Consider the following 20563-nt stretch of genomic DNA (forward strand, 5'->3'; position numbering starts at 1 on the left):
AGCGGTTTCTACCGACGCGGGCGGGCCGGGGCGGCCTGGGCCGCCAGCGCCGCGATCGAGTCGGAGGCACCGACGAAGTCAGGCGAGCGGTCCTCGATCGGCGTGTACGGACGCTCCTCGTGGCCGACGTAGAGCTGGCGCGGCCGGGCGATCTTCTGCTCCGGGTCGAGCAGGCCCTCCTCCCACTGGGCGAGCCAGCCTGGCATCCGCCCGACCGCGAACAGCACCGGGAACATCTCCACCGGGAAACCCATCGCCTGGTAGATGATGCCGGTGTAGAAGTCGACGTTCGGGTAGAGCTTCCGCTTGATGAAGTACTCGTCCTCGAGCGCGACCCGCTCCAGTTCCAGGGCCAGGTCGAGCAGCGGGTTCGTCCCGGTGACCTTGAACACCTCGTCGGCTATCTGCCGGATCACCCGGGCCCGCGGGTCGTAGTTCTTGTACACCCGGTGCCCGAATCCCATCAGCTTCTTCTTGCCACTCTTGACCTGCTCGATGAAGGCCGGGATGTTCTCCACCGACCCGATTTCGGTGAGCATCCGCAGCACCTGTTCGTTGGCACCGCCGTGCAGCGGGCCGTACAGTGCGGAAATAGCCGCGGCGGCTGCCGAGAAGGGGTCGGCCTGGGAGCTCCCGACGGCCCGCATCGCGTTCGTCGAACAGTTCTGCTCATGGTCGGCGTGCAGAATGAACAGGACGTCGAGAGCGTGCTCGAGAATCGGGTCCGGCTCGTACTTGAGCTCAGTGGCCTTCCACATCATGTTCAGGAAGTTGCCGGCATAGGACAGGTCGTTGTCCGGGTAGACGTACGGCAGTCCGATCGAGTGCCGGTAGGAGAAGGCCGCCAACGTCGTGATCTTCGCGATGAGCCGGACGATCTGTAGCCGGCGCAGCCCGGGATCGCTTATCTCCTTGGCGTCCGGGTAGAAGGTCGACAGCGCGCCGACGCTCGACAGCAGGATGCCCATCGGGTGCGCGTCGTGGTAGAAGCCGTCGATGAACTTCTTGATCGATTCGTGGACGAGCGTGTGGTGCGTGATCTCGCTCTCCCACACCGCCAGTTCCGAGGCCGTGGGCAGCTCCCCGGCGAGCAGCAGGTAGGCGACCTCCAGGAAGCTGCTCTTGTCGGCCAGCTCCGTGATCGGAAAGCCGCGGTAGCGCAGGATGCCGGCGTCGCCGTCAATGAAGGTGATCGCGCTACGGCAGCTCGCCGTGTTCGTGAAAGCCGGGTCATAGGTCAGCAGGCCGAAGTCGCTCTCGTCGAGCTTTATCGAACGCAGGGTGTTGGCGCGGATCGCGCCGTTCTCGATCGGGATCTCATAGGTCCGGCCGGTGCGGTTGTCGGTGACGGTCAAAGTGCTGACCTGCTCGGTCACGCCGGGCTCCTCTCGCTGTAGCGATCACGTCGGTGTGGCTCACGCCGGGGCCGCGGCGTCGGGGTGTGGACCGCTCGGGCCGGTTCGGCGGTAGGCAACGGTTGTCCCCAAGTCTCGCGGTTGTGGCCTGCACACGCCCGTGATCGGTGTCTTCCGCCCGACGTGTCCTACGCCACCCGTTACGTGCGGTTCGGCGGCAAGCGCTCCATCTCATTCCTTCCGGCATGGTTGGCCATGATTCGGAGCCGTCCGTGGATGGCGCTTCCGGGCATCGCCGCGGGGCTTCGCGGACGGTTCCGTGGAAGGGTCCGCCGGTGTCTTCCGGGTACCGCTTACGGCGGACGGCGTTCGCGTCGGCATAGTGGGTCATGGGCGCTCCGGGTGGGCCGGTCGCCGATGACGGGAGATTGTTCTGTGATCCACGCGCATCTTGGCCGTACCGGAGTGCGGGTGTCCCGGCTGTGCCTGGGCGTGATGAATGTCGGACCATCGGTGGGCACGGACCTCTCCGGCGCAGTCATGGACCGGGCGCTGGACGCCGGTATCACCTTTTTCGACACCTTCCTCGACACCGCGAACGCCCATGGGCGGCCCACCCGCACCACCGGGCACACCGACGCGGGCGCCGCCGAGTACGCTGTCGGCGACTGGCTGTCGAGGAACCGTGGGCGCCGTGACCAGATCGTGCTGGCGACCGGGCTGCACGGACCGGCCAGCCCGGGCCCGGGCCGGCCCGCGGGTGACGGGAAGCTGTCCGGGCCCGAGATCCGGCGGCGTTGCGAGGAGTCGTTGCGCCGGCTGCGCACCGACCACATCGACCTTCTTCAGCTATCCTCGCCGGCCCGGGACACCCCGTGGGAGGAGATCTGGCAGGCCACGGACATGCTGGCCGCCCAGGGAAAGATCGTCTATGTCGGTTCGTCCGGCCTGGCCGGCTGGGAGATCGCGGCGGGCAACGAGGCCGCGATGCGGCGGCGTTCCCTCGGCCTTGTCAGCAACCTGTGCGACTACAGCGTGCTGGAGCGTGCGGCCGAGACGGAGGTGCTGCCGGTCTGCCAGTCCTACGGCGTGGGCGTGATCGGGCGCAGCCCGCTGCTGGACGCGCTGCTCGACGGTGTTTCAGCGTACGCGCCGGCGGGCGTGCCGGAACAGCGGCAGGTGAAACGGCGGTTGGAGCGGTACCGGCCTCGGTTCGAGGCGTTCGTGGCCCTGTGCGAATCGTTCGGTGAGCGGCCCGCGAGCGTGGCGCTCGCCTGGCTGCTCGCCCAGCCGGAGCTGACCGCGGCGACCATCCGCCCGCACGGTGTCGACGAGCTCACCGCGGCGCTGCGGGCGCTGGAGATCGTTCTTGGCGAGCGGGAACTGGACACGCTGGACAGGATCGCTCCCGGGCCCGCCGTCGCCGTGGCCGACAGGTGATCGTGCCGCTGTGGCGGGCCCTGGCGTGCCAGCGGGCCCAGCCCGCCGGCGACTCAGCCCGCCAGCGGCCAGGTGGCCGTCGTCGCGTACGGGGGGCCGGGCGGTGATCCGCTGCTCATGAGGGCGAACCCGGTCGCCGTCCACGGCCGGGCGCTGACCCCGGCGAGGCTGTCGACCAACACCGCCAGGTTCGGTTGATCGGCCGGTGCCGGTGCCGGTGCCGGTGCGTCGGTGCGCCGGCCCTGCCGGTGGGGGGACGGCCGGTGGGGGGACGGCCGGTGGGTCGCGAGCGTGAGGTGCCCCCGCCGCTCGCGGGGGTCCAGACCGTCCGCTCCGGCCTGCCTGGCCGCCTGGGCGACCGCACGGGCCAGTGGCGCCAGCGGCCGCTCGTCGACCGCCGCGAACAGCACCCGGCTCCCGAAGCGTCCGCCACCAGAAATGGTCACCGGTGCCGGCGGGTACTCGGCGGCCACCCGGGCCAGTGCCCGGGCCAGCGCGGGCCGGACGCCCGCGGGTACCTCGCCGAGGAAGGCGAGCGTGATGTGCCAGCTCTTCGGTGAAGCCCACCGCAGCCCCACCGCCGGCCCCGACCGGTCGGCTCGCAGCCGCTCGACGGCATCGGCGAGTGGCCGCAGGACATCCTCCGGTGGAAGCAACGCCACGAACATCCGAGCCATGACCGCGGATTCTGCATGATACGGCCGCCGGTTACCGACACCGGCTTCACCATTGATGGGAATGATGGTAATAAGTCGGACAAAAAGATCTCCTCCTGTTGGCGTCGGGAGTTTGATGCCGAGTAGTTATGAATAACGCTCCAGGCCCCCGCGCTGGAGGGCACTATCGGTATGTGACAACGGTTCCCGAGTTGGTGGCCCAACGTGATCCGACAGGTGCGCGCGAATGGCGGGAGCGCCGACGTGACACCCGACGACTGCTGCCCGACCTGCCCGGCGCGATGGCTCTGGCGACGGATGGCAGCGACCGCACTACCGCACCGGTGCTACGGGACGCGGGGGTGGACGTGGTCGGCCTGCTCGCGCCCGAGCCGCTGGAGTCGCTGGCCTGGGCGGCGGAGGCCGAGGCACCACGCGCCTACGCGGATCTGGTCGCGATGCTCTCCGACGAGATCGAGGCCGTGTGCATCGAGATGGGGCCGCCCGGCTCCGACGTGATCGCGCGCCGCTCCGTCGAGGCCGGCCTGCACGTGCTGCTGGCTCGTCCGACAACCGCCGACCCGGAGTCGCTGCGGGTCGTCGCCGACCTGGCGGAGGAGTCCGACCTCGCGCATGTCGTCGCCATGGACGGCCGGGCCTGGCCGGCGGCCTGGCACGTACAGGCGTCGATGGCCGCGCTCGGCCGGATCACCCAGGTGACCGTGCTCGGGGCCCCGGCGGGGCAGTCCGGCCGAGCCGAGATCGTCGACCTGGTCGTCCGCTGGTGCGGGGAGGTGCTCGCCGTCTGCGCCAGCCCGGACGCCATGCCCGCGGCCAGGCTCACCGCCGACGCGCCCGTCACCTTCGCGCTGCTGTCGGCCAGCGGCGCCACAGCACTGATCAACGAGCGGCCCGACGGCCGGCTGGAGACCGCCACGATCACGATCTGCGGGACCGGCGGGCGGATGGTCGTGCAGGGCCGCCGCGTCCTGCGCCAGGACGCGGACGGCACGCGCGATCTGCTGATGCGCGCGGTCCCGGGCGTACGTCCCGGTCTGATCGAGGCGACCTACGACGTCGTCCGGGTCACCGAGCTGGGCGACCCCGCGCTGGTCCGTGGCGCGACCTTCTACGACCTGCTCACCATCGCGCGGGTGCTGGCGGCCGCGGACGCGTCCGCGGAGGACAGCGGCTGGGTGGAGCTGTAGGACGGCATGGGTGACATGGATTACATGGGTTACATGGACGGTATGGGTGCATGACGCGCGGCATGGAGAGACGGCGCCCGGTCGACGACCTGGACGCGGATGCCCCGCCCGCCCGCGCGCACCGGCACTGGTGGTGGCGGGCCGTGTCACGGGCCGACGGCGGCCCCGTCATGAGCCGGCCAGCGTGTCCAGGATGGGCGCGGCCCGCTCGAGTGCGGCCATCTCGTCCGGGCTCAGTGACGCCAGCCGTTCGGCGAGCCACTCGTCGCGGCGCCGGCGGTCGGCCTCCAGCAGGTCGATGCCCGCTTCGGTGATCCGCGCGATGACCTGCCGGCCGTCGGAGGGATGCGCGCCGCGGGCGACCAGGCCCGCTTCGGCGAGGTGGGCGACCACCCGCGTCATCGACGGCGGCTGCACCCGCTCGTGCGCGGCGAGCTCACCGAGGGTCATCGAACCGTGCCGTTTCAGGGTGGCGAGGGTGGCGATCTGCGTGGGTGTCAGGGTGTTCGACCGCTCCTGGCGCATACGCCGCGACAGCCGCATCACGGACAGGCGGAGAACCGATGCCAGCTGGGCTTCGGCCACGCCGTCCATCGGGTCAAAGTACTTCTCCGCTGCGCTCATTACCAGAAAAACTACGTGTTTCCAGCGGTATGTGCCCACCGCTGGCTGGCGTCGCGACGGATGCGCCCGGCGTCGGGCGCGGGAGCGGCCTTGATCGGGAAACCGGGCTCCGGCTGACCTCGTGTCACGCCCCCCGGCATGATGATCTCCTTGGCGTGGTCATGGCAGTCTTCAAGAACCATACCGCACGGTGATTCTTCGGATACCCGAGCGTCACGGTAGCGGGCACGGTAGGCAACTGGACTCACCGACATGTCCCGTCGCGCGGACGACGGCCCGCCCCGGCATCTGGGACGGCCTCGACGTTCGAGGTGACCTTGACGCTCGAGATGGCCGCGCGGCCGGGACGTCGGTCAGGCTGAGTCCACTGGGTGACGGTCGTTCGGGCGCTGTCGGTGCGACCGGAGCCCCGTCGGGCCCGGCCTACGCCTGGCGGCCCGTGGAGACGGGACGGTAGCGGTAACCGACCCGGCGGATGGTCTCGATGCGGTCCCGGTGCTCGGGCCCCAGCTTGCGCCGCAGCCGGGTGATGTGTACGTCCACGGTCCGGCCGGCCGCCCGGGGGTCGTCGTCGAGGTTGTAGCCCCAGACCGAGCGCAGCAGCGCGGTGCGGGAGTGCACCAGCGCCGGATGGCGCACCAGGAAGTCGAGCAACTCGAACTCGAGATAGGTCAGGTCGAGCAGCTTTCCGTCGACGAACGCGCTCCAGGTGGGACGGTCGATCCACACGCCGCGCTCGGGGCGCTGCGGCGTGGTCGTCGGCGCGCCGGCCGGTGCGGTGATCGGTGAACCGGCCGAGGGCTGGACGGTCGGCTGCTGCCAGGAGGCGGCGCGACCGAGTACGACCACATCGCGCTCCGGCTGCTGCCGGAGGGGGGTGGCGACCGTTGCGCGGGCGGTTGTCAGGGTGTCCAGGCGGCCCCTCTGCGTCACCGTGAGACGGGGCTGCTCAAGGTGGGACGAACCTGGGCGTGGCGCGGTCATGTGAATGGCTCCTTCGGATTCCTCGACACCTCCCGGCTCCACCGGACTGGTACTCAGGTGCGAGAAAACATGTTGTGTCGTTTTCGATCAGTGGTCACATAAATTCTGACGGACGGCCGCTACGGCCAAAAGAATTTTGCGGAACGGGCTGGTGAGCGCTGATCTTGTCTCTAGCGCGCGAGGGAGCCCGGACAGTACTGATCGAAGTCGTGTTCGCGACGGGGAGGCCAGAAAGCCTCGAGAAGGAGCCCGGCGTGCAGCGGACCAGCGATGCGTGGTCTCGGCTCCACGTGATAATTCACATCCGAAGGATAACAGAGCTGGAAAGCTTCGTGGAGGTTGTGTTTCGTCGTCCTGGTGCCGGGTTTTCCCGTTGTCGGGTGCCGGTTGTGTTTGCCCTGGCGCACACGGTATCCGGCGATCCCCCCGGGATCGCCGGACAGGGGCGTGGACCGGTTGACTGGTAGCACACCCACCCGCCTGTTGACTTTACACTCGGTTCACGTTTGCTTCACGTTCAGTTCACGCTCGCGCCGTTGGCCGCCAGTGCCGCGGGTACCGGCGCGATCGCGGTGCGGTTCGCGGCCTCCCCCCGGTCCCGACGGGCGACCTCCTCACGGACCAGCGGGATGAGCTGACGGCCGTAGTCGACGGTGTCGTCGTAGGGGTCGTAACCACGGATCAGCACTGTGGTCACGCCGATGTCGATGTAGTCGAGCAACGCCTGCGCGACCGTCTCCGGGGTGCCGACCAGAGCCGTCGAGTTGCCCGCGGCACCGGTGGCGGCGGCCAGCGGCGTCCACAGCGCCCGGTCGTGCAGCTCGCCGGTGGCGGCCGCGGCCAGCAGGCGCTGTGACCCGACGTTCGCCGGGGCCTGCTCAGGGCTGAACGCGTGGCGGAACTGGCTGAAGATGCTGCCGGGCGCGGCCAGGTTCGCGCGGGTGTCCGCGAGGATCCGGTGCGCCCGCTCCCAGGCAAGGTCCTCGGTCGGGCCGAGGACCGGCCGGAACGACACGCTGATCCCCGGCCTGGGCCGGCCGGCCCGCTCGGCGGCCTGGTTCACCGCGGCGATCTGCTCGGCGGTCTGCGCCAGCGGCTCGCCCCACAGGGCGAACACGTCCGCGTGCCTGCCGCCGACCCGGTAGGCCGCCTGTGACGACCCACCGAAGTACAGCGGGATGTGCGGCTGCTGGACCGGGCGCACGGTGGCCAGATGGTCCGCCAGCTTGTAGTAGCGCCCCTCGTGGCTGAATGGCTCGGTGGACGTCCATGCACTGCGGACGATGTCGAGGTATTCGTCGGTGCGGTCGTAACGTTCGTCCTTGGTCAGGTAGTCGCCGTCCCGCCGCTGCTCGGCGTCGCTGCCACCGGTGATGATGTGGACGGCGATCCGCCCGCCGGAGAAATGGTCGAGGGTGGCGAAATAGCGGGCCGCCACCGTCGGGAAGACCACGCCCGGCCGGTGCGCGACCAGATATCCCAGGCGCTCGGTGTGGGCCGCGGCATAGGCCGCGACCTGGATGTTGTCGGGTGAGGCGGAGCTGTAGCCGATCAGTACCCGGTCGAAGTCGGCGTCCTCGTGAACGCGGGCGAACCGGCGGACGTAGTTCGGGTCGATGACCGCTCCGGAGCTCCGATGCGTTTCCGACCCTTCGTTGGTTGCGATCAGTCCGATGAACTCCACGGGCATGGCGCTGCTCCTCGTGAACATGACGTGCGAGGTTGGGATGGATCGCGACCGCACGGGACCAGCGAGCGGTCAGAACGAGCGGTCAGCAGGGTCGGTCAGGACGGTCGGTCAGGAACAGCCCTCGACATCCGATCCGTTGGTCAGGACCGGCCCGGCCCACTGCAGGTCCTCGAGGTTGACCACGATCCCCTCCTGGGTGCTTCGGGCGATCACGACGATGGCCTCGAGGCTCGGGTCGGGGTTCTCCTCGCGGTGCGGGACCCACGGCGGCACGAAGATGAAGTCACCCGGTGAGGTCCGCACCCGGACCTCACGGCCGGGGCCGGGCTCGTCCGTCCCCTCGACCGCCTGGTCGAGGAAGACGAACTCCGGATGGCCGCTGACCACGTAGATGGCGGTCTCGGAGCGGCCGTGATGATGGTTGCCGGACGCGGTGGCCGGGGCGACGTGCACCTGCCCCATCCACAGTTTGGACGACCCGACGGTCTTGCCGCTGATGGCGGAGAACCGGCGCATCCCCGAGGTCTGCGCGGTGTCCGGGTCCAGCTCGTCCTGGGTGATCTGGTGCAGGCGGCGGTGGAACGGATCGACGTCCGAGTACGCGGGTATCTGAGAAGAGGTCATGAGAGGATTTTCTGTCTGGGTGGAGGTTCTCGGACATCGACTGCCGGGTCGGGCTCGCCGTCCCGCGCCGGACGACCGTTGGCCGCCTCGGAGCGGGCATGCCCGACTCCAAGCCAGCCGAGCAGTTCGGCACGCAGCGCGACGAAACGCGGATCGCCGACGTCGCGGGGCCTGGCAAGGGCGATGGTCGCGCTGTGGGCGATCACCCCGTCCTTCATGACCAGAACCCGGTCGGCGAGTAGCAGGGCTTCCTCGACGTCGTGGGTGACCAGCAGGATCGCCGGGCTGTGACGTTGCCACAGCTGCTCGACCAGCCCCTGCACCCGGATCCGGGTGAGTGCGTCGAGGGCGCCGAACGGCTCGTCGAGCAGCACCAGGTCGGGGTCGCGGACAAGGGCGCGGGCGAGGGAGGCCCGCTGCGCCTCACCGCCGGAGAGCGTCTTCGGCCAGGCGTCGGCCCGGTGGGCGAGGCCCACCTCGGTCAGTGCCGCGATCGCCCTGGCCCTGTCGGGCCGGCCGGGAAGGCCGAGGACGACGTTGCGCCAAACCCGTTTCCACGGCAGCAGGCGCGGTGTCTGGAAGGCCACGGCCCGCCGGGACGCCACCCGCACCTGCCCGCTGATCTCGGTGTCGAGGTCGGCGAGGATGCGCAGCAGCGTGCTCTTCCCGCAGCCGCTGGCGCCGAGCAGCGCGACGAACTGGCCGGCCGGTACGTCCAGGTCGAGGTCGTCGATGACGACGTTGCTGCCGAACGCGCGCCGCAGGCCGCGGACCGTCGCGGCGAGCGGGGCGCTGTCCGGGGTCGGGAGCGGGCCGGCCGCCGGTGGGTGCGCGGGCGCCTGGTCCGCTTCCGGGGCTGTCGGTGGGTCGGCGCGCTCCGGCTGCCCGCCCGCGGTGTCGACCGCTGGACGGTCGACCGCTGGACGGTCCACCGCTGGATGCGTCGGGGACTGCCCGGGCGTTTCCGGGCCGGGCCGGGTGGTCACGTTCCGCTGAATGCCGGTCGCCACGACAGCAGCCCCCTTTCGAGGAGTCGGACGATGGCGTCGACGGTGAGCCCGAGAAAGGCGTAGACGACCAGACAGACGACGATGATGTCGGTCCGCTGGAACTCCTGGGCGTCGTTCATCAGCTGCCCCAGGCCCTGGTTGGCGTTGATCTGCTCGGCGAAGATGAGCGCGAGCCACGAGATGGCCAGGGAGAAGCGCAGCCCCACCAGGACGTTCGGCAGCGCGCCGGGCAGGATGACGTGCCGGATCAGCCCCAGCCGGGTCAGCCCGACCGTTCGGGCGGCCTCGACGAGGTTCGAGTCGACGTTGCGGATGCCGGCGTAGGTGTTGATGTAGAGCGGGAAAGCGACCCCGAAGGCGACCAGGGCGATCTTCGGGGTCTCGCCGATGCCGAACCAGATGATGAACAGGGGAATGAGGCCCACGAACGGCACGGTCCGGATCATCTGCACCGACGCGTCGATGAGATCCTCGCCGAGCCGGGACAGCCCCGCGAGCAGCGCCAGAAGGATGCCGACAGACCCGCCGAGCAGGACGCCGGCGCCGGCGCGGCGCAGCGACACCGCGATCGCCGTCGGCAGCTCGCCGCTGCCGACGAGGTCGGTGAAGGTGGTGACGACCGTCCATGGTGAGGCGAGCAGTTCGGTGGACGTGCTGCCGCGCCAGCTCGCGATCTGCCACAGCAGCAGCAGGAGCAGCGGGCCCACCGGCCGCCGGACCCAGCGCGGGACGCCACGCCGCCTGGCGGCTGACGCGGTGACCGTCGTCAGCGCGGGGGCACCGCGCCCGGGCGGGACGTCCGGCACCGCGGGCGTGTTGTCCGACGCGTCGGCGCCCCCGTCCTGGCCGGCCGCGCGCGCCGTGTCCCTCCCCGCGGGGAGTGTCTGTGTCGTCACAAATTCTCCGCTTGTGGATTTCTCCGCTCCGGATGTGTTTCCGGCGCCAGCACGGCCGCTGGAACACAGAGCCGGCGGGAACACAAGGCCGGCGGTGATGTCAGTGGTGACGCTGTCGATGTGCTGTGCCTGGCTGCCGGCGGTGGTGGCCGGCGAGGGGTCAGGGGACGCTCTGGTGCTGTAGCTGCTCGGATCGACGGGCCGCCCTACCGTTCACCTGTGCCGCCGGGTGGACGCTGGACGCGGGTGGTGGCCAGCCGGAAGAACGGCTTGTATCGCGGTGGATCCGCCGGCTGTCTGTTGGGAACTGTCGCGATCCGTCGGGAGACCGCTCCGGTCGGGAGACCGCTCCGTCGGGAGACATGGCCAGTTTGTCGGATATTCGAAAACAAGCCGTTGTGGACGACCGAAGACGATCAGAAATTCCTGGCGCGGGCCTGCCGGGCGCTCGTCGCGTCACACCTTCGGATCGTCACACCTCAGATGAGGTCACGTCCCTGGCCGGGACGCCGGACATGCGGCGGACTTCACCCGAAGAAGGTCGATGTGACCCCGAGTCACCAGAAGCGCCGGCTTGAGCATGAAATCAACGGAAGCATGACGCTCCCACCTGCGTCAACGGACTAACTTGTGTGATCCATGTCACTTTTCTACTTCTTGACTGAACAAGCAAAAAATACGCAGAGTGCTGTTTTGTGCCTGCCGAGACCGTCCTGACGCGACGTCGTTGCGTGGATTACGGTCGGGCCTGGAGTAGCCGCTGTCGATGACGGCCTCGTCGCTGCCGCCATCCCGGATCCGGTCGGCGCACGGCCGTCTTCCGTCGAATTGTAGCTTTCCGTAACCAGGATTTCCGGCTGCGGCCCTGATGTTCCCGCCGTCCAGCCGGTTTCCGTCGGCCAGGGCTGTCCGGGGTCGTCCGGCCTGTTTCCCGCCACCGTCACGTTTTCCTTCACCTTCGCGGACGACAGAGATCCGCGCACCGGAGTTGCCTGATGTCACGTCTGTCAACCCGTCCGAAATCCCGCCTGCTCGCCGGCGTCGTCGCGCTCGTGGCCCTGCTGTTGGCTGTCGCCTGCGGCGGGGGATCCGACGCGCCGCAGGCGGCGACGCCGGCGGGCGCCGCGCCGGACCTGTCCGGTGTGACCCTGCGGGTCGCGGACCAGGTCGGTCAGAACAAGGCGGTGCTCGAGGCCTCCGGTGCGCTCAAGGGCGCGCCGTACAAGATCGAATGGTCGGACTTCTCCGCCGCGGCGCCCCTGTTGCAGGCGCTGCGGGCGAACGCCGCCGACATCGGCGGCGCCGGGGACGCGCCCGTCCTGTCCTCGCTCGGCTCCGGCGCGCCGCTGAAGGTCGTCGGCGCGTCCCGAGTCTCCCCGCGGGGGGTCGCGCTCCTGGTCAGCAAGGACTCGCCCATCCACAGCGTGGCGGAGCTGAAGGGCAAGACCGTCTCGCCGACCACGAAGGGCAGCGTCGGGCACTACCTGCTGCTCGGCGCGCTCCGGGAGGCCGGGCTCGCCCCGAACGACGTGGAGATCTCATTCCTGACGCCGCAGGCGGCCGGCGCCGCCTTCGACTCCAACCAGATCGCGGCATGGGCCACCTGGGACCCGTACATCGCGCTGTCGGAGGCAAAGGGCGCCCGGATCCTTCGGGACGGCAGCGGGATCAGCGCCGGGCTCGGATTCACCGTAGCCTCGCAGCAGGCGCTCGAGGATCCGGCGAAACGCGCGGCCATCGCCGACTTCCTGGTCCGTCAGGGCCGGGCATACGCATGGACGAACACCAACAAGGAGGCGTTCACCACATTGTTCGCCTCCCTGACGAAGCTGCCCGAGCCGGTCGCGGCCACGGTGGTCGGCCGCCGGAACATGCTCGCGGTCCCGATCGACGACACCGTCGTAAAGGACCTGCAACGCACCGCGGACATCTACACCGAGGCCGGCGTCCTCGACAAGAAACTCGATGTGGCCTCGTTCCTGGTCCGATCGCTGAGTAATTGACCAAACAGTTGACCGAGCAGTTGACCAAACAGTTGACCGTGGCCGTGGAACAGAATGGACAGAGGCTTCGAGCCCGTCGATCATCCATATGCCCATCGGCCGAAGACGGCGCGATCACTCTCTTCCCGCGCCGCCGGCGGCCCAGGTTTCAGGATCACTGAGAGCCCAGTCGGAGGCTGGTCATGCCGCAGCCCTTCCCGCGCATCATCGTCCTGAGCGGAAACCCCCGCCCGGGTTCGCGGACGCTCACGGTCGCCCGCGCGCTCGCCGACCGGATCCGCGACGGTCTGACCACCGATCCCGCGTTCGGGACGGCGGCCCCGGAACCGGCCGCGGAATCCGGTGACGTCGACCTCGCCCTGCTGGCACCGGAGCTGTTCACCGACAGCACCGGTGCCGTCGCGAGCGCGGTGGAATCCGTCCGCGGCGCAGGTGTGCTCGTCGTGGCGACGCCGGTGTACAAGGCCACCTACACCGGTCTGCTCAAGGCCTTCCTCGACCCGCTCCCGTCGGGTGCGCTGGCCGGGGTGGTCGCCATACCGGTGATCGTGTCGGGCGCACCGGCGCATCTGCCCGTTGCCGAGCTGCATCTGCGTCCGCTGCTGGCCGAGCTCGGCGCGACCGTCCCCGTCCCGGCGTTTTCGATCATCGAAGCCAGGCTGCCGGAACTCGACGACGAGACCGCGGCCTGGTCCGCGGCGAACGGCGGGCTGGTCCGGGCGGCCGTCACGGCGCTGGCCGCGGCGGCGCCGGTTGCCGTGGGGGCGGCCACCGGGTCGGGGGGCGCGCGGTGAGCGGCGGCCAGGCCCGGCCCGCGTCCGCCGCCGCCTGCCACGCGGCGCAGGCCCGGCTCACCGAATCGCTGAACGATCATGGTATCGCCGGTGGTCCGGTGGTCCGGTGGTCCGGTGGTCCGGTGGTCCGGCTTGTCGGCGCCGCTCCCGCCGATGCTAAGAACGCCGCCGAGCGTGGGGTCGACCCGGACGCCTACCGCCGGGTCTTCCGCCGGCACGCCGCGGGGGTGACGGTGGTGACCCTGGAAGGAGCCTCCGGCCCGGTCGGCTTCACCGCGACGTCGGTGGCCTCGCTGTCGCTCGAACCGCCGCTGATCTCGCTGTCCGTGGCGTCGACGTCGTCGAGCTGGCCGTCGTTGCTCGTCGCGGACACGGTGGTCGTACACCTGCTCTCCGACAGCCAGCGCGATCTCGCGCACCGTTTCGCCATCAAGGGGATCGACCGGTTCGCCGCGCCGACCCGCTGGACACGGCTGCCGACCGGTGAGCCGCTGCTCGCCGAGGCGCCAGCCTGGGTGCGGGCCCGGCTTGAGCACCGGGTCGCCACCGGCGACCACCGGCTGCTGGTTGCCCGGGTCCTGCAGGCACACACCGGAGACGACGCGACCCCGCTGATCTACCACGACGGCCGCTACGGGACCTTCCTGGAAAACGACGCCCGGTGAACGCCGGTGTCCCACCGTCCCGCTGCGGTTTCGTGTGTTCTTCGGCCCGGATGAACATTCCCTGATCTGCAATGGCACAGGGGGCGCACCAGTGAGCGTCACACCGTCGATCGCGCCATCGCGCCAGTCCCGTCGGGAACTGCTGGCCGAACTGGCCGTCGAGTTCGCCGCGACCGCGGCCGAGCACGACCGGTCGGGGACCTTTCCGGTGGCGAACCTCGACCGGCTGCACCGGGCCGGGCTGATCGGACTGACGGTGCCGGCCGCCTACGGCGGAGCGGAGGCAGACCTGTCCGAGGTGGTCGAGGTGCTCGGGACGATCGCCCGCGGCGACCCGTCGACCGCACTGGTCCTCGCCATGACCTACATCATCCACGCGAGCTGCGGACGCTTTGAGCCATGGCCCGCGCAGGTGTACGGGCTCATTGCGCGTTCCGCCGTCGAAGAGGGCGCGCTGGCCAACGGGCTGCGGGTGGAGCCCGATCTCGGCACCCCCGCCCGCGGCGGCATACCGGCGACGACAGCGCGTTGGACCGGGGACGGCTGGGAGCTCAGCGGCCACAAGATCTATTCGACGGGCGCGCCGGTGCTGCGCTGGATGTTGGTGTGGGGAGCCACCGACCCCGCCAGTGACCCGGCCGCCGAGCTCGCTGGTGATCCCGTCGACGGGGCCGCCGGCGATCCGGTGCTGGACGCCGCCTCCCACGGGCGGCCGGAGCCGGCCTCGGCGCGGCCAAGACCGCGCGAGCCGCGGATCGGCACCTTCCTGGTGCCGGCGGACGCCCCGGGCATCGAGATCGTCCGTACCTGGGACCACTTCGGTATGTGCGCAACCGAAAGCCACGACGTGATCTTCAACCGGGTGCGCCTGGACGCCGCGGCGGGGATCGGCCTGACGCCCGCGTCGAAGCTGCGGGACCCGGGGGCGGTCGATTCCACCGTCGCGTCCGGCCTCGCGGCGTGGGGCGGTCTGACCATCGCCTCGATCTATCTGGGGGTCGCCGAGGCGGCCCGGGACTGGCTGATCGGTTTTCTGCACGAGCGGGTACCGTCCAACCTCGGCAGGCCGCTGGCGAGCCTGCCGCGCTTCCAGGCCGCGGTCGGGGAGATCGACGTCGGCCCGACTGCTGGTCGAGGCGACCACGCGCGAGGTCGACGCCGGGAAAGCCCTCCCCACATCCCGTGGCAGCGTCGTGAAGTCGGCGGTCACGAACGCCGCGATCGACGCGGTGGGCAAGGCGGTCGCCCTGATCGGCAATCCCGGCCTGACCCGCACGAATCCCCTGGAGCGCCACTACCGGAACGTCCTCTGCGGACGGGTGCACACCCCCCAGGACGACGCCGTCCACGCCGCCGCCGGCCGCGCCCTCCTGTCCTCCTGACGCCCCGTTGCCGTTTGCCGGGCCCCTCGACGCCCTCCCGACGTGCGCCGTCCGCTTGCAAGATCACCGCGAGTTTGTCGTTGTGTACGCTTTTTCGGCCGAAAACCGTATATAGCAGCAAAATCGTTTGGATCATGACCTGTGTTGCCGCGCCTGGCCGGGGTCCCTGCGCGGCGGACCGCGTGCGGGGGCGTCGTACCGGGGTATCGTGCCGGGGCGACCCGGCCCGGGTAGCGTCGTACGGGTGAGCGCGACGGGTGAGCGGCGACAGTTGGAACCGCTCCCGTACGACGGTGTGCTGTCGGTGCGGGTGGGCACGGTCCTGTGGCTCGTCGCGCTGATCGTGATGCTGCCGTTCTGGGATGATCTACGCGCTGACGGTCACCTGTGGTGGATCGCCACCGCGGCCGTCGGCACGCTGCTCGGCCTGGTCGGTATCTGGTCCACGACCCGCCGCCGCAACCGCCTCCGCCACCAGGTCCCCACCGCCCGCACCGACGACCACCCCGCGTCATAGCCGCCCCGTCCACAGCCGCTCCCAGCCACGGCGGCCGGCCGTCTGTCGCCGTCACTTCGGGAAGTTGTTGGAGTAGCCGCGCAACGGCTGAACTGGAACGCGCCTGACGCCGCTTCCCCTGGGACTCACGGGAGCGGCCATGGCGATCCGTCCACCTGTAGCCCTTCGATCCGGGACGAGGCCAGTGCCTCGGAACGGAGCAGGAAGCGGGCAAGACCTTCCAGCCCGCGGGCGTCCGGGCTGTGAGCCAGGCCCCGTACGACGGCCTCGGCTTGGGCGCATTGGGCGTCGAGTTCCGCATCGACCATCAGCGGGCGGTTAACCAGGGGATCCGGAACATATGACCGATATGTTCCACCTCGGCGGTCGCGGCGGGCGGGCGCGCCATAGGAGGGCTCCCAGTGCCGGGCCTCGTAGTGGGCCATCCGTTCACCGCCTAACCTTTAACGGCGGCTCCTGCCCTGTGTGTCCGCTGTTGCCTGTCGAGTCGGTGGCCGGGCGCTGCTGGGTCAGGAGTCGTCGAGGTCGGCTTCGGCCTGGCGTTGGGCTTCGCCGGCAGGGTTGCGCAGCGCTTCGGCGATGGCGTGCCGGCGGTCCCAGGTGCCGGCGTGCCAGGCCAGGGCCCTGGCCAGCGCGTCCGTCCCGGCGCCGGCATCGACGTGGATCTCCCCGCCGATGCCGCCGAGCACCCGCCACGGGACAGGTGTGGGCTGGCCGTCGACATCGGCCACGAGCAGGCGGCCATGGGAAAGGTACGGCGTCCCGTCCGGCGCTGTGAGCTCTTCCGGGGTTTCCGGGGCCGGGGAGGCGCTCGCCGCGCCGGCCCTCTCGCCGGCTTCGACGGCGATGTCGTGGGCGGTGATGACGTCGCAGTCGCCCAGCGACGAGAGCAGGGGAACGCCGAGCACGTAGGACGCTTCGGCCGCCCGGTCCAGTGGCAGCCGCAGCGCGCCGCGTCCCGCGCCGAGCAGCGGCAGGAGGTCCGGCGCGTCCACGATCACGGCGTTGGACGTCCGTACCACGCCGTGCGGGGTACGGACGGTCAGCGGTGGGTCGATGCCGGCCGGTCCGTCGCTGTCGGTCTCGCCGTCGGCGACGGTGTCGGCCTCGCGGTAGGCGTCGTCGGCGCCGTCGCTGCTGATTCCGGCACGGGGGAGGGCCGCGACGGCGTCCACCGCGGCCATGTAGAGGGCGCGGGCCGCCGGCCACGGCACGTCCCGGTCGGCGTCGCCGAGTCGGTCCAGCAGGTCGAGCACGGCGTCCGGATCGCCGAGGACGTCGGCGAGCGTGAGCCGGCAGCCGAGCCGGCGCAGCAGGTCGGTGTCGACCCCGGGCAGGGGGGCGGCCGGCGCGAACAGCCCGACCAGCAGCGGGTCGGCGCCGGGCAGCGCCAGCTCCGGTGGCGGCAGCACGGCCGTGGATCCGGCAACCGGAAGCAGCGCGTTGCGCGAGAGCCACCAGCGCGTGTACGACACGCCGACGTGCGCGGCCGACCAGGCATCGGGGTCGGTGTCGGCACCGGCCCGCCGGCTCCACCCAGGATGATCGGGCCACCGGAACCGGTCGAAACCCATGATCACGTCTCGCAGGGGTGGCCGGGCCAGTTCCGCGAGCGCGGCGGGCCACCGTGACGGGTCGACGAGCTCGAGATCGCGTATGGCGGTGAAGGTCCGCAGGGCGGGTGGCGCGCCCGGCTCGGCCGGAGCCGGGCCGGCCCCGGCCGAGCCGCCAGCGGTGACCTCCGCCACCCAGATGTCACTGTCGTCCAGGTCGAGCAGGACTGGCTCGTCCGGATCGAGCCGGACGTCGGTGGCGCTGAGCACGGCAAAGGTCCGCAGCACCCCGACCGCTTCGAGGACCTCTACCGGCCATGCCCGCGCGAAGTCGTCGGCCAGGGCGCGGAACGGCGCGTCCGCCGCGAGCACCTGGTCGAGCGGGCCGTCGGTGATCAGGAGTTCGGCGGCGGGGGTGAACTCGCCGTCGCTGTCCGGAAGCAGCAGGTCAGCGAGCCAGGACAGCTCTCCGGAGGCACCCTCGTCGCCAAAAGTGATGGTTCCGTCGTCGATAGTGCCGATGCCGCCGCCATCGATGCCGCCGGCGACACCGAGGCCCGCGTCCCGGACCAGAGCGAGGACGGCGCCCGCCAGCGCGAGCGCGGCGTCGGGATCGGTGTCCGCGTCGACATCCATGATCGCGTCACGGACGGAGCCGTCGCGCAGGACACCGGCGGGGGTGCCCTCGACCGCGCCCAGTGTGCGCAGGGCGTCGCGGGCGGCACCGGCGCAGGCGTCCGGATGCGCCACCCGCAGCGGGAGACCCGAGGCCACCAGCGCGACAACGTCCAGCTCGGGGGTGGGAAGCAGCACCCCGCGCGGGCCGGTGACCATCCGGACACCCAGCTCCTGGGGGCTGTCGGCGACGCCGGTCACGCTCGTGTCGGTGTCCGCGTCCGCGATGGCCGTGGTGGTCACAGCGGCCGCGGGGACTATGGCCGCGGGGACTCCGGCAGCGGTGGATGCGGCAGCGGCCAGCGGGACGGGCAGGGCGCCGAGGGCGTCCCGGTCGGGAGCGTTCGCCAGCGCCGCGTAGACCCGCGCCCACCAGGCCGGCGTCCTGCGCAGCTCGGCGAGGATCTCGACGACCCCGGCGGTGTCGAGGCGGCGTACCCCCAGGGCGTCGAGGGCCGGCCGCCAGCGGCGGGCGGCATAGGCTGCGGGCAACAGCCCGTCGACGGTGCCACCGGGGTCGTCGACGGGCCCGCCCGCGCGATCGTCGTCACCGACGGACAGGTCCGCGCCGGCGGGCGGGAGACCGCCGGTGAGCACGGCGGTGCCCGTGGACGCCAGGGCCGGAGCGGGATCTTCCAGGGCCGGGGCGGGACCGTCGGGTGCGGCTGTGAGCAGCGCGGTGACCGGATCGGTCGCGGGGCCGAGGTCGCAGACGAGACAGTCGCCGCCACGGCGGCCGCCGGGCAGCATCGGCGCGTCCGGCAGCAGCCGGGCGAGGGTGTCCCGCAGTCTGGCGTCGACGTCGCCGACCGGCAGCCCGGTGGGGACGAGCTCGAGCGAGGCCGTCGGCGCCGGAGCCGACGGGGCGTCCAGCGCTGCCTGCCAGCGTGAGGCGTCCAACGCTGTCCGCGGCGACGAGGCGGCAGGTCCCGCCGGATCCGCCTGTGGCCACTGCGTGTCCAGGGTCTCCTGCGCTCTCAGGACGTCCCAGAGCGACTGCGTCTGTGTCGATGCGACATTCGCGATCGTCGGTGCTGACGCTGGTGCCGACGTGGGCTGGGCGTCCGGTGCCGGCAGACGGCCGTTGCCGAGGTCGACGGCGAGGTCGACGGCGAGGTCGACGACGGTCTCGGCGAGCCGGTCGACCAGCCAGTCCCGCAGCGGGCCGGCGACCGTGTGCCGACGGGACGGCTCCAGCGGCAGGCCCACGCTGGCCAGCACCGGCAACGACAGCCGCTCGTCGGTCGGCTGCGGCGCGCGGACGAGTTTCGGCACGTCCGCGGGCCAGCCGCCCTCGCGTACGAAGGCCCGTGTCTCGAACCCGGTGCGGGCCCGCTCCTCCACCGGTCGGTCGGCGAGCAGGGCGGGCGGGATCATCCCGCGCCGGACCCGGCCGAGCCAGCGCCTGCCGTCGAGCACCGCGATCTCCATGCCGTCCGGTGTCCGGTCCGCCCAGGTGCAGGACAGGGTCCGCGGGACGCCGTCGATCACAACGGTGACCTCGGTGAGCCCGGGCATGACCAGCGGGAGCGTCGGGTCGAGGCCCGCGAGCAGGGCGCGGGCCAGGGCGGTCGCGTCGGCGTCGCGCAGCGGCAGCCGGATGACGGTGTCATAGCCCGCTGGCGGCGGTGCCGCGTCGAGGATGGGCAGGGGCAGCCGGAGCACCGGGACGGCACCGCCGCGGCGGGCCAGTTCGGTGTCGAGGGCCGGCACCCCGAGCCTGCCCACCGCGTCGATCGTTTCCCGCTTCGACCAGCGGACGCCGCGGCTGCCGCCCGGCACGCCGGCGGTGTCCCGGGCGTCCCGCGACACGATCGACGGGGTGTCGCTGACGGCCAGGACCGCGGCGAAGCCGACGCCGAAGCGTCCGAGGGCCGCGGTGTCACGTTTGGCCGAGGCACGCAGTGTCGAGAGCGATTCGACCCCCGGTACGGACAGCGCCGCCCCGGTGTTGGCGATCTCCAGTATGCTGCCGCCCCCGCTGCCGTGACCGTCACCGCCGCGCTCGCCGTCGCCGGGGCCATGACCGTTGGGGGCACGGCTGCCGGGAGCATGACTGCCAGGAGCGTGGCTGCCGGGGGCGTCGCCGCTGGTCAGCGTTATGAGGACACGGCAGTCGGCCCCGGCGTCCTGGGCCGCGTCCACGGCGTTCTGGAGCAGTTCCACGACGAGGCGGTCGTGGTAGGCGCCGCGGGCGGCGTCCTCCTCGGCGTTCGCGTCCTCGCGGAAGCGGGCGGGGGAGGCGGCCCAGGCGTCCAGCACCCGGCGGCGGATGGCGGCCGTCCCGAACGGGTCGTCCGGGGCTGTGCCGCCGGCGCTCGCGTCCACGATCACGTTCCCGTACGGCTGCGTGTCCATCGGCCCATCCTCCTCTTCGACGGCCCAGGCCAGCGTTCCAGGAGTAAAAGATCAATAATCGCGTCGCGGCCTGATCACCGACCGACGGCCGATGACCGGACCACCGGCTGACGGCTGACGACCGGCCGC

17 protein-coding genes are annotated in these 20563 nt (G+C 71.1%); 7 read left to right on the top strand and 10 right to left on the bottom strand.

All coding sequences use genetic code 11. The features are described from left to right. Positions 1-8 precede the first annotated feature (8 nt). On the bottom strand, positions 9-1376 hold the full coding sequence (locus FSYMDG_RS01270) for a citrate synthase (RefSeq protein WP_013871820.1): 1368 nt from the start codon (positions 1374-1376) through the stop codon (positions 9-11). Positions 1377-1790: 414 nt separating this feature from the next. Here FSYMDG_RS01270 and FSYMDG_RS01275 point away from each other — a divergent pair, with 414 nt between their 5' ends. Then, complete coding sequence (locus FSYMDG_RS01275) at positions 1791-2795, top strand: aldo/keto reductase (protein WP_013871821.1); 1005 nt, start codon at positions 1791-1793, stop codon at positions 2793-2795. 53 nt (positions 2796-2848) lie between these two features. Here FSYMDG_RS01275 and thpR read toward each other — a convergent pair whose 3' ends face one another. After that, positions 2849-3472: an RNA 2',3'-cyclic phosphodiesterase gene (thpR, locus tag FSYMDG_RS01280; RefSeq protein WP_043602730.1), complete on the bottom strand. Its 624-nt coding sequence runs from the start codon at positions 3470-3472 to the stop codon at positions 2849-2851. Positions 3473-3645: 173 nt separating this feature from the next. On the opposite strand from thpR, the gene FSYMDG_RS01285 reads away from it, so the two are divergent. After that, the gene (locus FSYMDG_RS01285) at positions 3646-4659 is read left to right on the top strand and encodes a Gfo/Idh/MocA family oxidoreductase (protein WP_043602731.1); all 1014 of its coding nucleotides are present in this window, start codon (positions 3646-3648) and stop codon (positions 4657-4659) included. Positions 4660-4827: 168 nt separating this feature from the next. Here the strand turns inward: FSYMDG_RS01285 and FSYMDG_RS01290 are convergent, their stop codons facing one another. From FSYMDG_RS01290 to FSYMDG_RS01315, 6 genes are all read right to left on the bottom strand, one after another. Then, on the bottom strand, positions 4828-5283 hold the full coding sequence (locus FSYMDG_RS01290; protein ID WP_013871824.1) for a MarR family transcriptional regulator: 456 nt from the start codon (positions 5281-5283) through the stop codon (positions 4828-4830). A 423-nt stretch (positions 5284-5706) separates the two neighbouring features. Beyond that, a complete protein-coding gene (locus FSYMDG_RS22455) occupies positions 5707-6267 on the bottom strand; it encodes a winged helix-turn-helix domain-containing protein (protein WP_013871825.1) in 561 nt (186 codons plus the stop codon). A gap of 517 nt (positions 6268-6784) precedes the next feature. Next, a complete protein-coding gene (locus FSYMDG_RS01300) occupies positions 6785-7957 on the bottom strand; it encodes an LLM class flavin-dependent oxidoreductase (RefSeq protein ID WP_013871827.1) in 1173 nt (390 codons plus the stop codon). 108 nt (positions 7958-8065) lie between these two features. Then, complete coding sequence (locus FSYMDG_RS01305) at positions 8066-8581, bottom strand: cupin domain-containing protein (RefSeq protein ID WP_013871828.1); 516 nt, start codon at positions 8579-8581, stop codon at positions 8066-8068. Beyond that, on the bottom strand, positions 8578-9591 hold the full coding sequence (locus tag FSYMDG_RS01310; RefSeq protein ID WP_013871829.1) for an ABC transporter ATP-binding protein: 1014 nt from the start codon (positions 9589-9591) through the stop codon (positions 8578-8580). Before FSYMDG_RS01310 ends, FSYMDG_RS01305 begins: the two co-directional genes overlap by 4 nt. Next, positions 9564-10487: an ABC transporter permease subunit gene (locus FSYMDG_RS01315; RefSeq protein WP_013871830.1), complete on the bottom strand. Its 924-nt coding sequence runs from the start codon at positions 10485-10487 to the stop codon at positions 9564-9566. The genes FSYMDG_RS01310 and FSYMDG_RS01315 overlap by 28 nt, the downstream gene beginning before the upstream one ends. 995 nt (positions 10488-11482) lie before the next feature. Here FSYMDG_RS01315 and FSYMDG_RS01320 point away from each other — a divergent pair. From FSYMDG_RS01320 to FSYMDG_RS01340, 5 genes are all read left to right on the top strand, one after another. After that, positions 11483-12490: an ABC transporter substrate-binding protein gene (locus FSYMDG_RS01320; protein WP_013871831.1), complete on the top strand. Its 1008-nt coding sequence runs from the start codon at positions 11483-11485 to the stop codon at positions 12488-12490. 182 nt (positions 12491-12672) lie between these two features. Further along, complete coding sequence (locus FSYMDG_RS01325) at positions 12673-13284, top strand: NADPH-dependent FMN reductase (RefSeq protein WP_013871832.1); 612 nt, start codon at positions 12673-12675, stop codon at positions 13282-13284. Continuing rightward, positions 13281-13949, top strand: a complete 669-nt coding sequence (locus FSYMDG_RS01330; RefSeq protein ID WP_013871833.1) for a flavin reductase family protein — start codon at positions 13281-13283, stop codon at positions 13947-13949. Before FSYMDG_RS01325 ends, FSYMDG_RS01330 begins: the two co-directional genes overlap by 4 nt. Positions 13950-14040: 91 nt before the next feature. Next, positions 14041-15579: an acyl-CoA dehydrogenase family protein gene (locus FSYMDG_RS29900; protein WP_013871834.1), complete on the top strand. Its 1539-nt coding sequence runs from the start codon at positions 14041-14043 to the stop codon at positions 15577-15579. Further along, on the top strand, positions 15576-15848 hold the full coding sequence (locus tag FSYMDG_RS01340; RefSeq protein ID WP_013871835.1) for a DUF2530 domain-containing protein: 273 nt from the start codon (positions 15576-15578) through the stop codon (positions 15846-15848). Before FSYMDG_RS29900 ends, FSYMDG_RS01340 begins: the two co-directional genes overlap by 4 nt. A 125-nt stretch (positions 15849-15973) precedes the next feature. Here FSYMDG_RS01340 and FSYMDG_RS25585 read toward each other — a convergent pair whose 3' ends face one another. Further along, entirely contained in the window at positions 15974-16273 is a 300-nt protein-coding gene (locus tag FSYMDG_RS25585; protein ID WP_013871836.1) for a hypothetical protein, read from the bottom strand. Positions 16274-16357: 84 nt separating this feature from the next. Then, positions 16358-20434, bottom strand: a complete 4077-nt coding sequence (locus tag FSYMDG_RS01350) for a sacsin N-terminal ATP-binding-like domain-containing protein (RefSeq protein WP_013871837.1) — start codon at positions 20432-20434, stop codon at positions 16358-16360. Between the last annotated feature and the right edge of the window lie 129 nt (positions 20435-20563).

Source organism: Candidatus Protofrankia datiscae, assembly GCF_000177615.2.
GTDB classification, from domain to species: Bacteria; Actinomycetota; Actinomycetes; order Frankiales; family Frankiaceae; genus Protofrankia; species Protofrankia coriariae.

Bases quoted from the DNA above. Each gene is read 5' to 3' on its own strand.
- FSYMDG_RS01290 (WP_013871824.1), bottom strand. From the start codon at position 5,283: ATGAGCGCAGCGGAGAAGTACTTTGACCCGATGGACGGCGTGGCCGAA.
- thpR (WP_043602730.1), bottom strand. From the start codon at position 3,472: ATGGCTCGGATGTTCGTGGCGTTGCTTCCACCGGAGGATGTCCTGCGG.
- FSYMDG_RS22455 (WP_013871825.1), bottom strand. From the start codon at position 6,267: ATGACCGCGCCACGCCCAGGTTCGTCCCACCTTGAGCAGCCCCGTCTC.
- FSYMDG_RS01320 (WP_013871831.1), top strand. From the start codon at position 11,483: ATGTCACGTCTGTCAACCCGTCCGAAATCCCGCCTGCTCGCCGGCGTC.
- FSYMDG_RS01350 (WP_013871837.1), bottom strand. From the start codon at position 20,434: ATGGACACGCAGCCGTACGGGAACGTGATCGTGGACGCGAGCGCCGGC.
- FSYMDG_RS01305 (WP_013871828.1), bottom strand. From the start codon at position 8,581: ATGACCTCTTCTCAGATACCCGCGTACTCGGACGTCGATCCGTTCCAC.
- FSYMDG_RS25585 (WP_013871836.1), bottom strand. From the start codon at position 16,273: ATGGCCCACTACGAGGCCCGGCACTGGGAGCCCTCCTATGGCGCGCCC.
- FSYMDG_RS01300 (WP_013871827.1), bottom strand. From the start codon at position 7,957: ATGCCCGTGGAGTTCATCGGACTGATCGCAACCAACGAAGGGTCGGAA.
- FSYMDG_RS01325 (WP_013871832.1), top strand. From the start codon at position 12,673: ATGCCGCAGCCCTTCCCGCGCATCATCGTCCTGAGCGGAAACCCCCGC.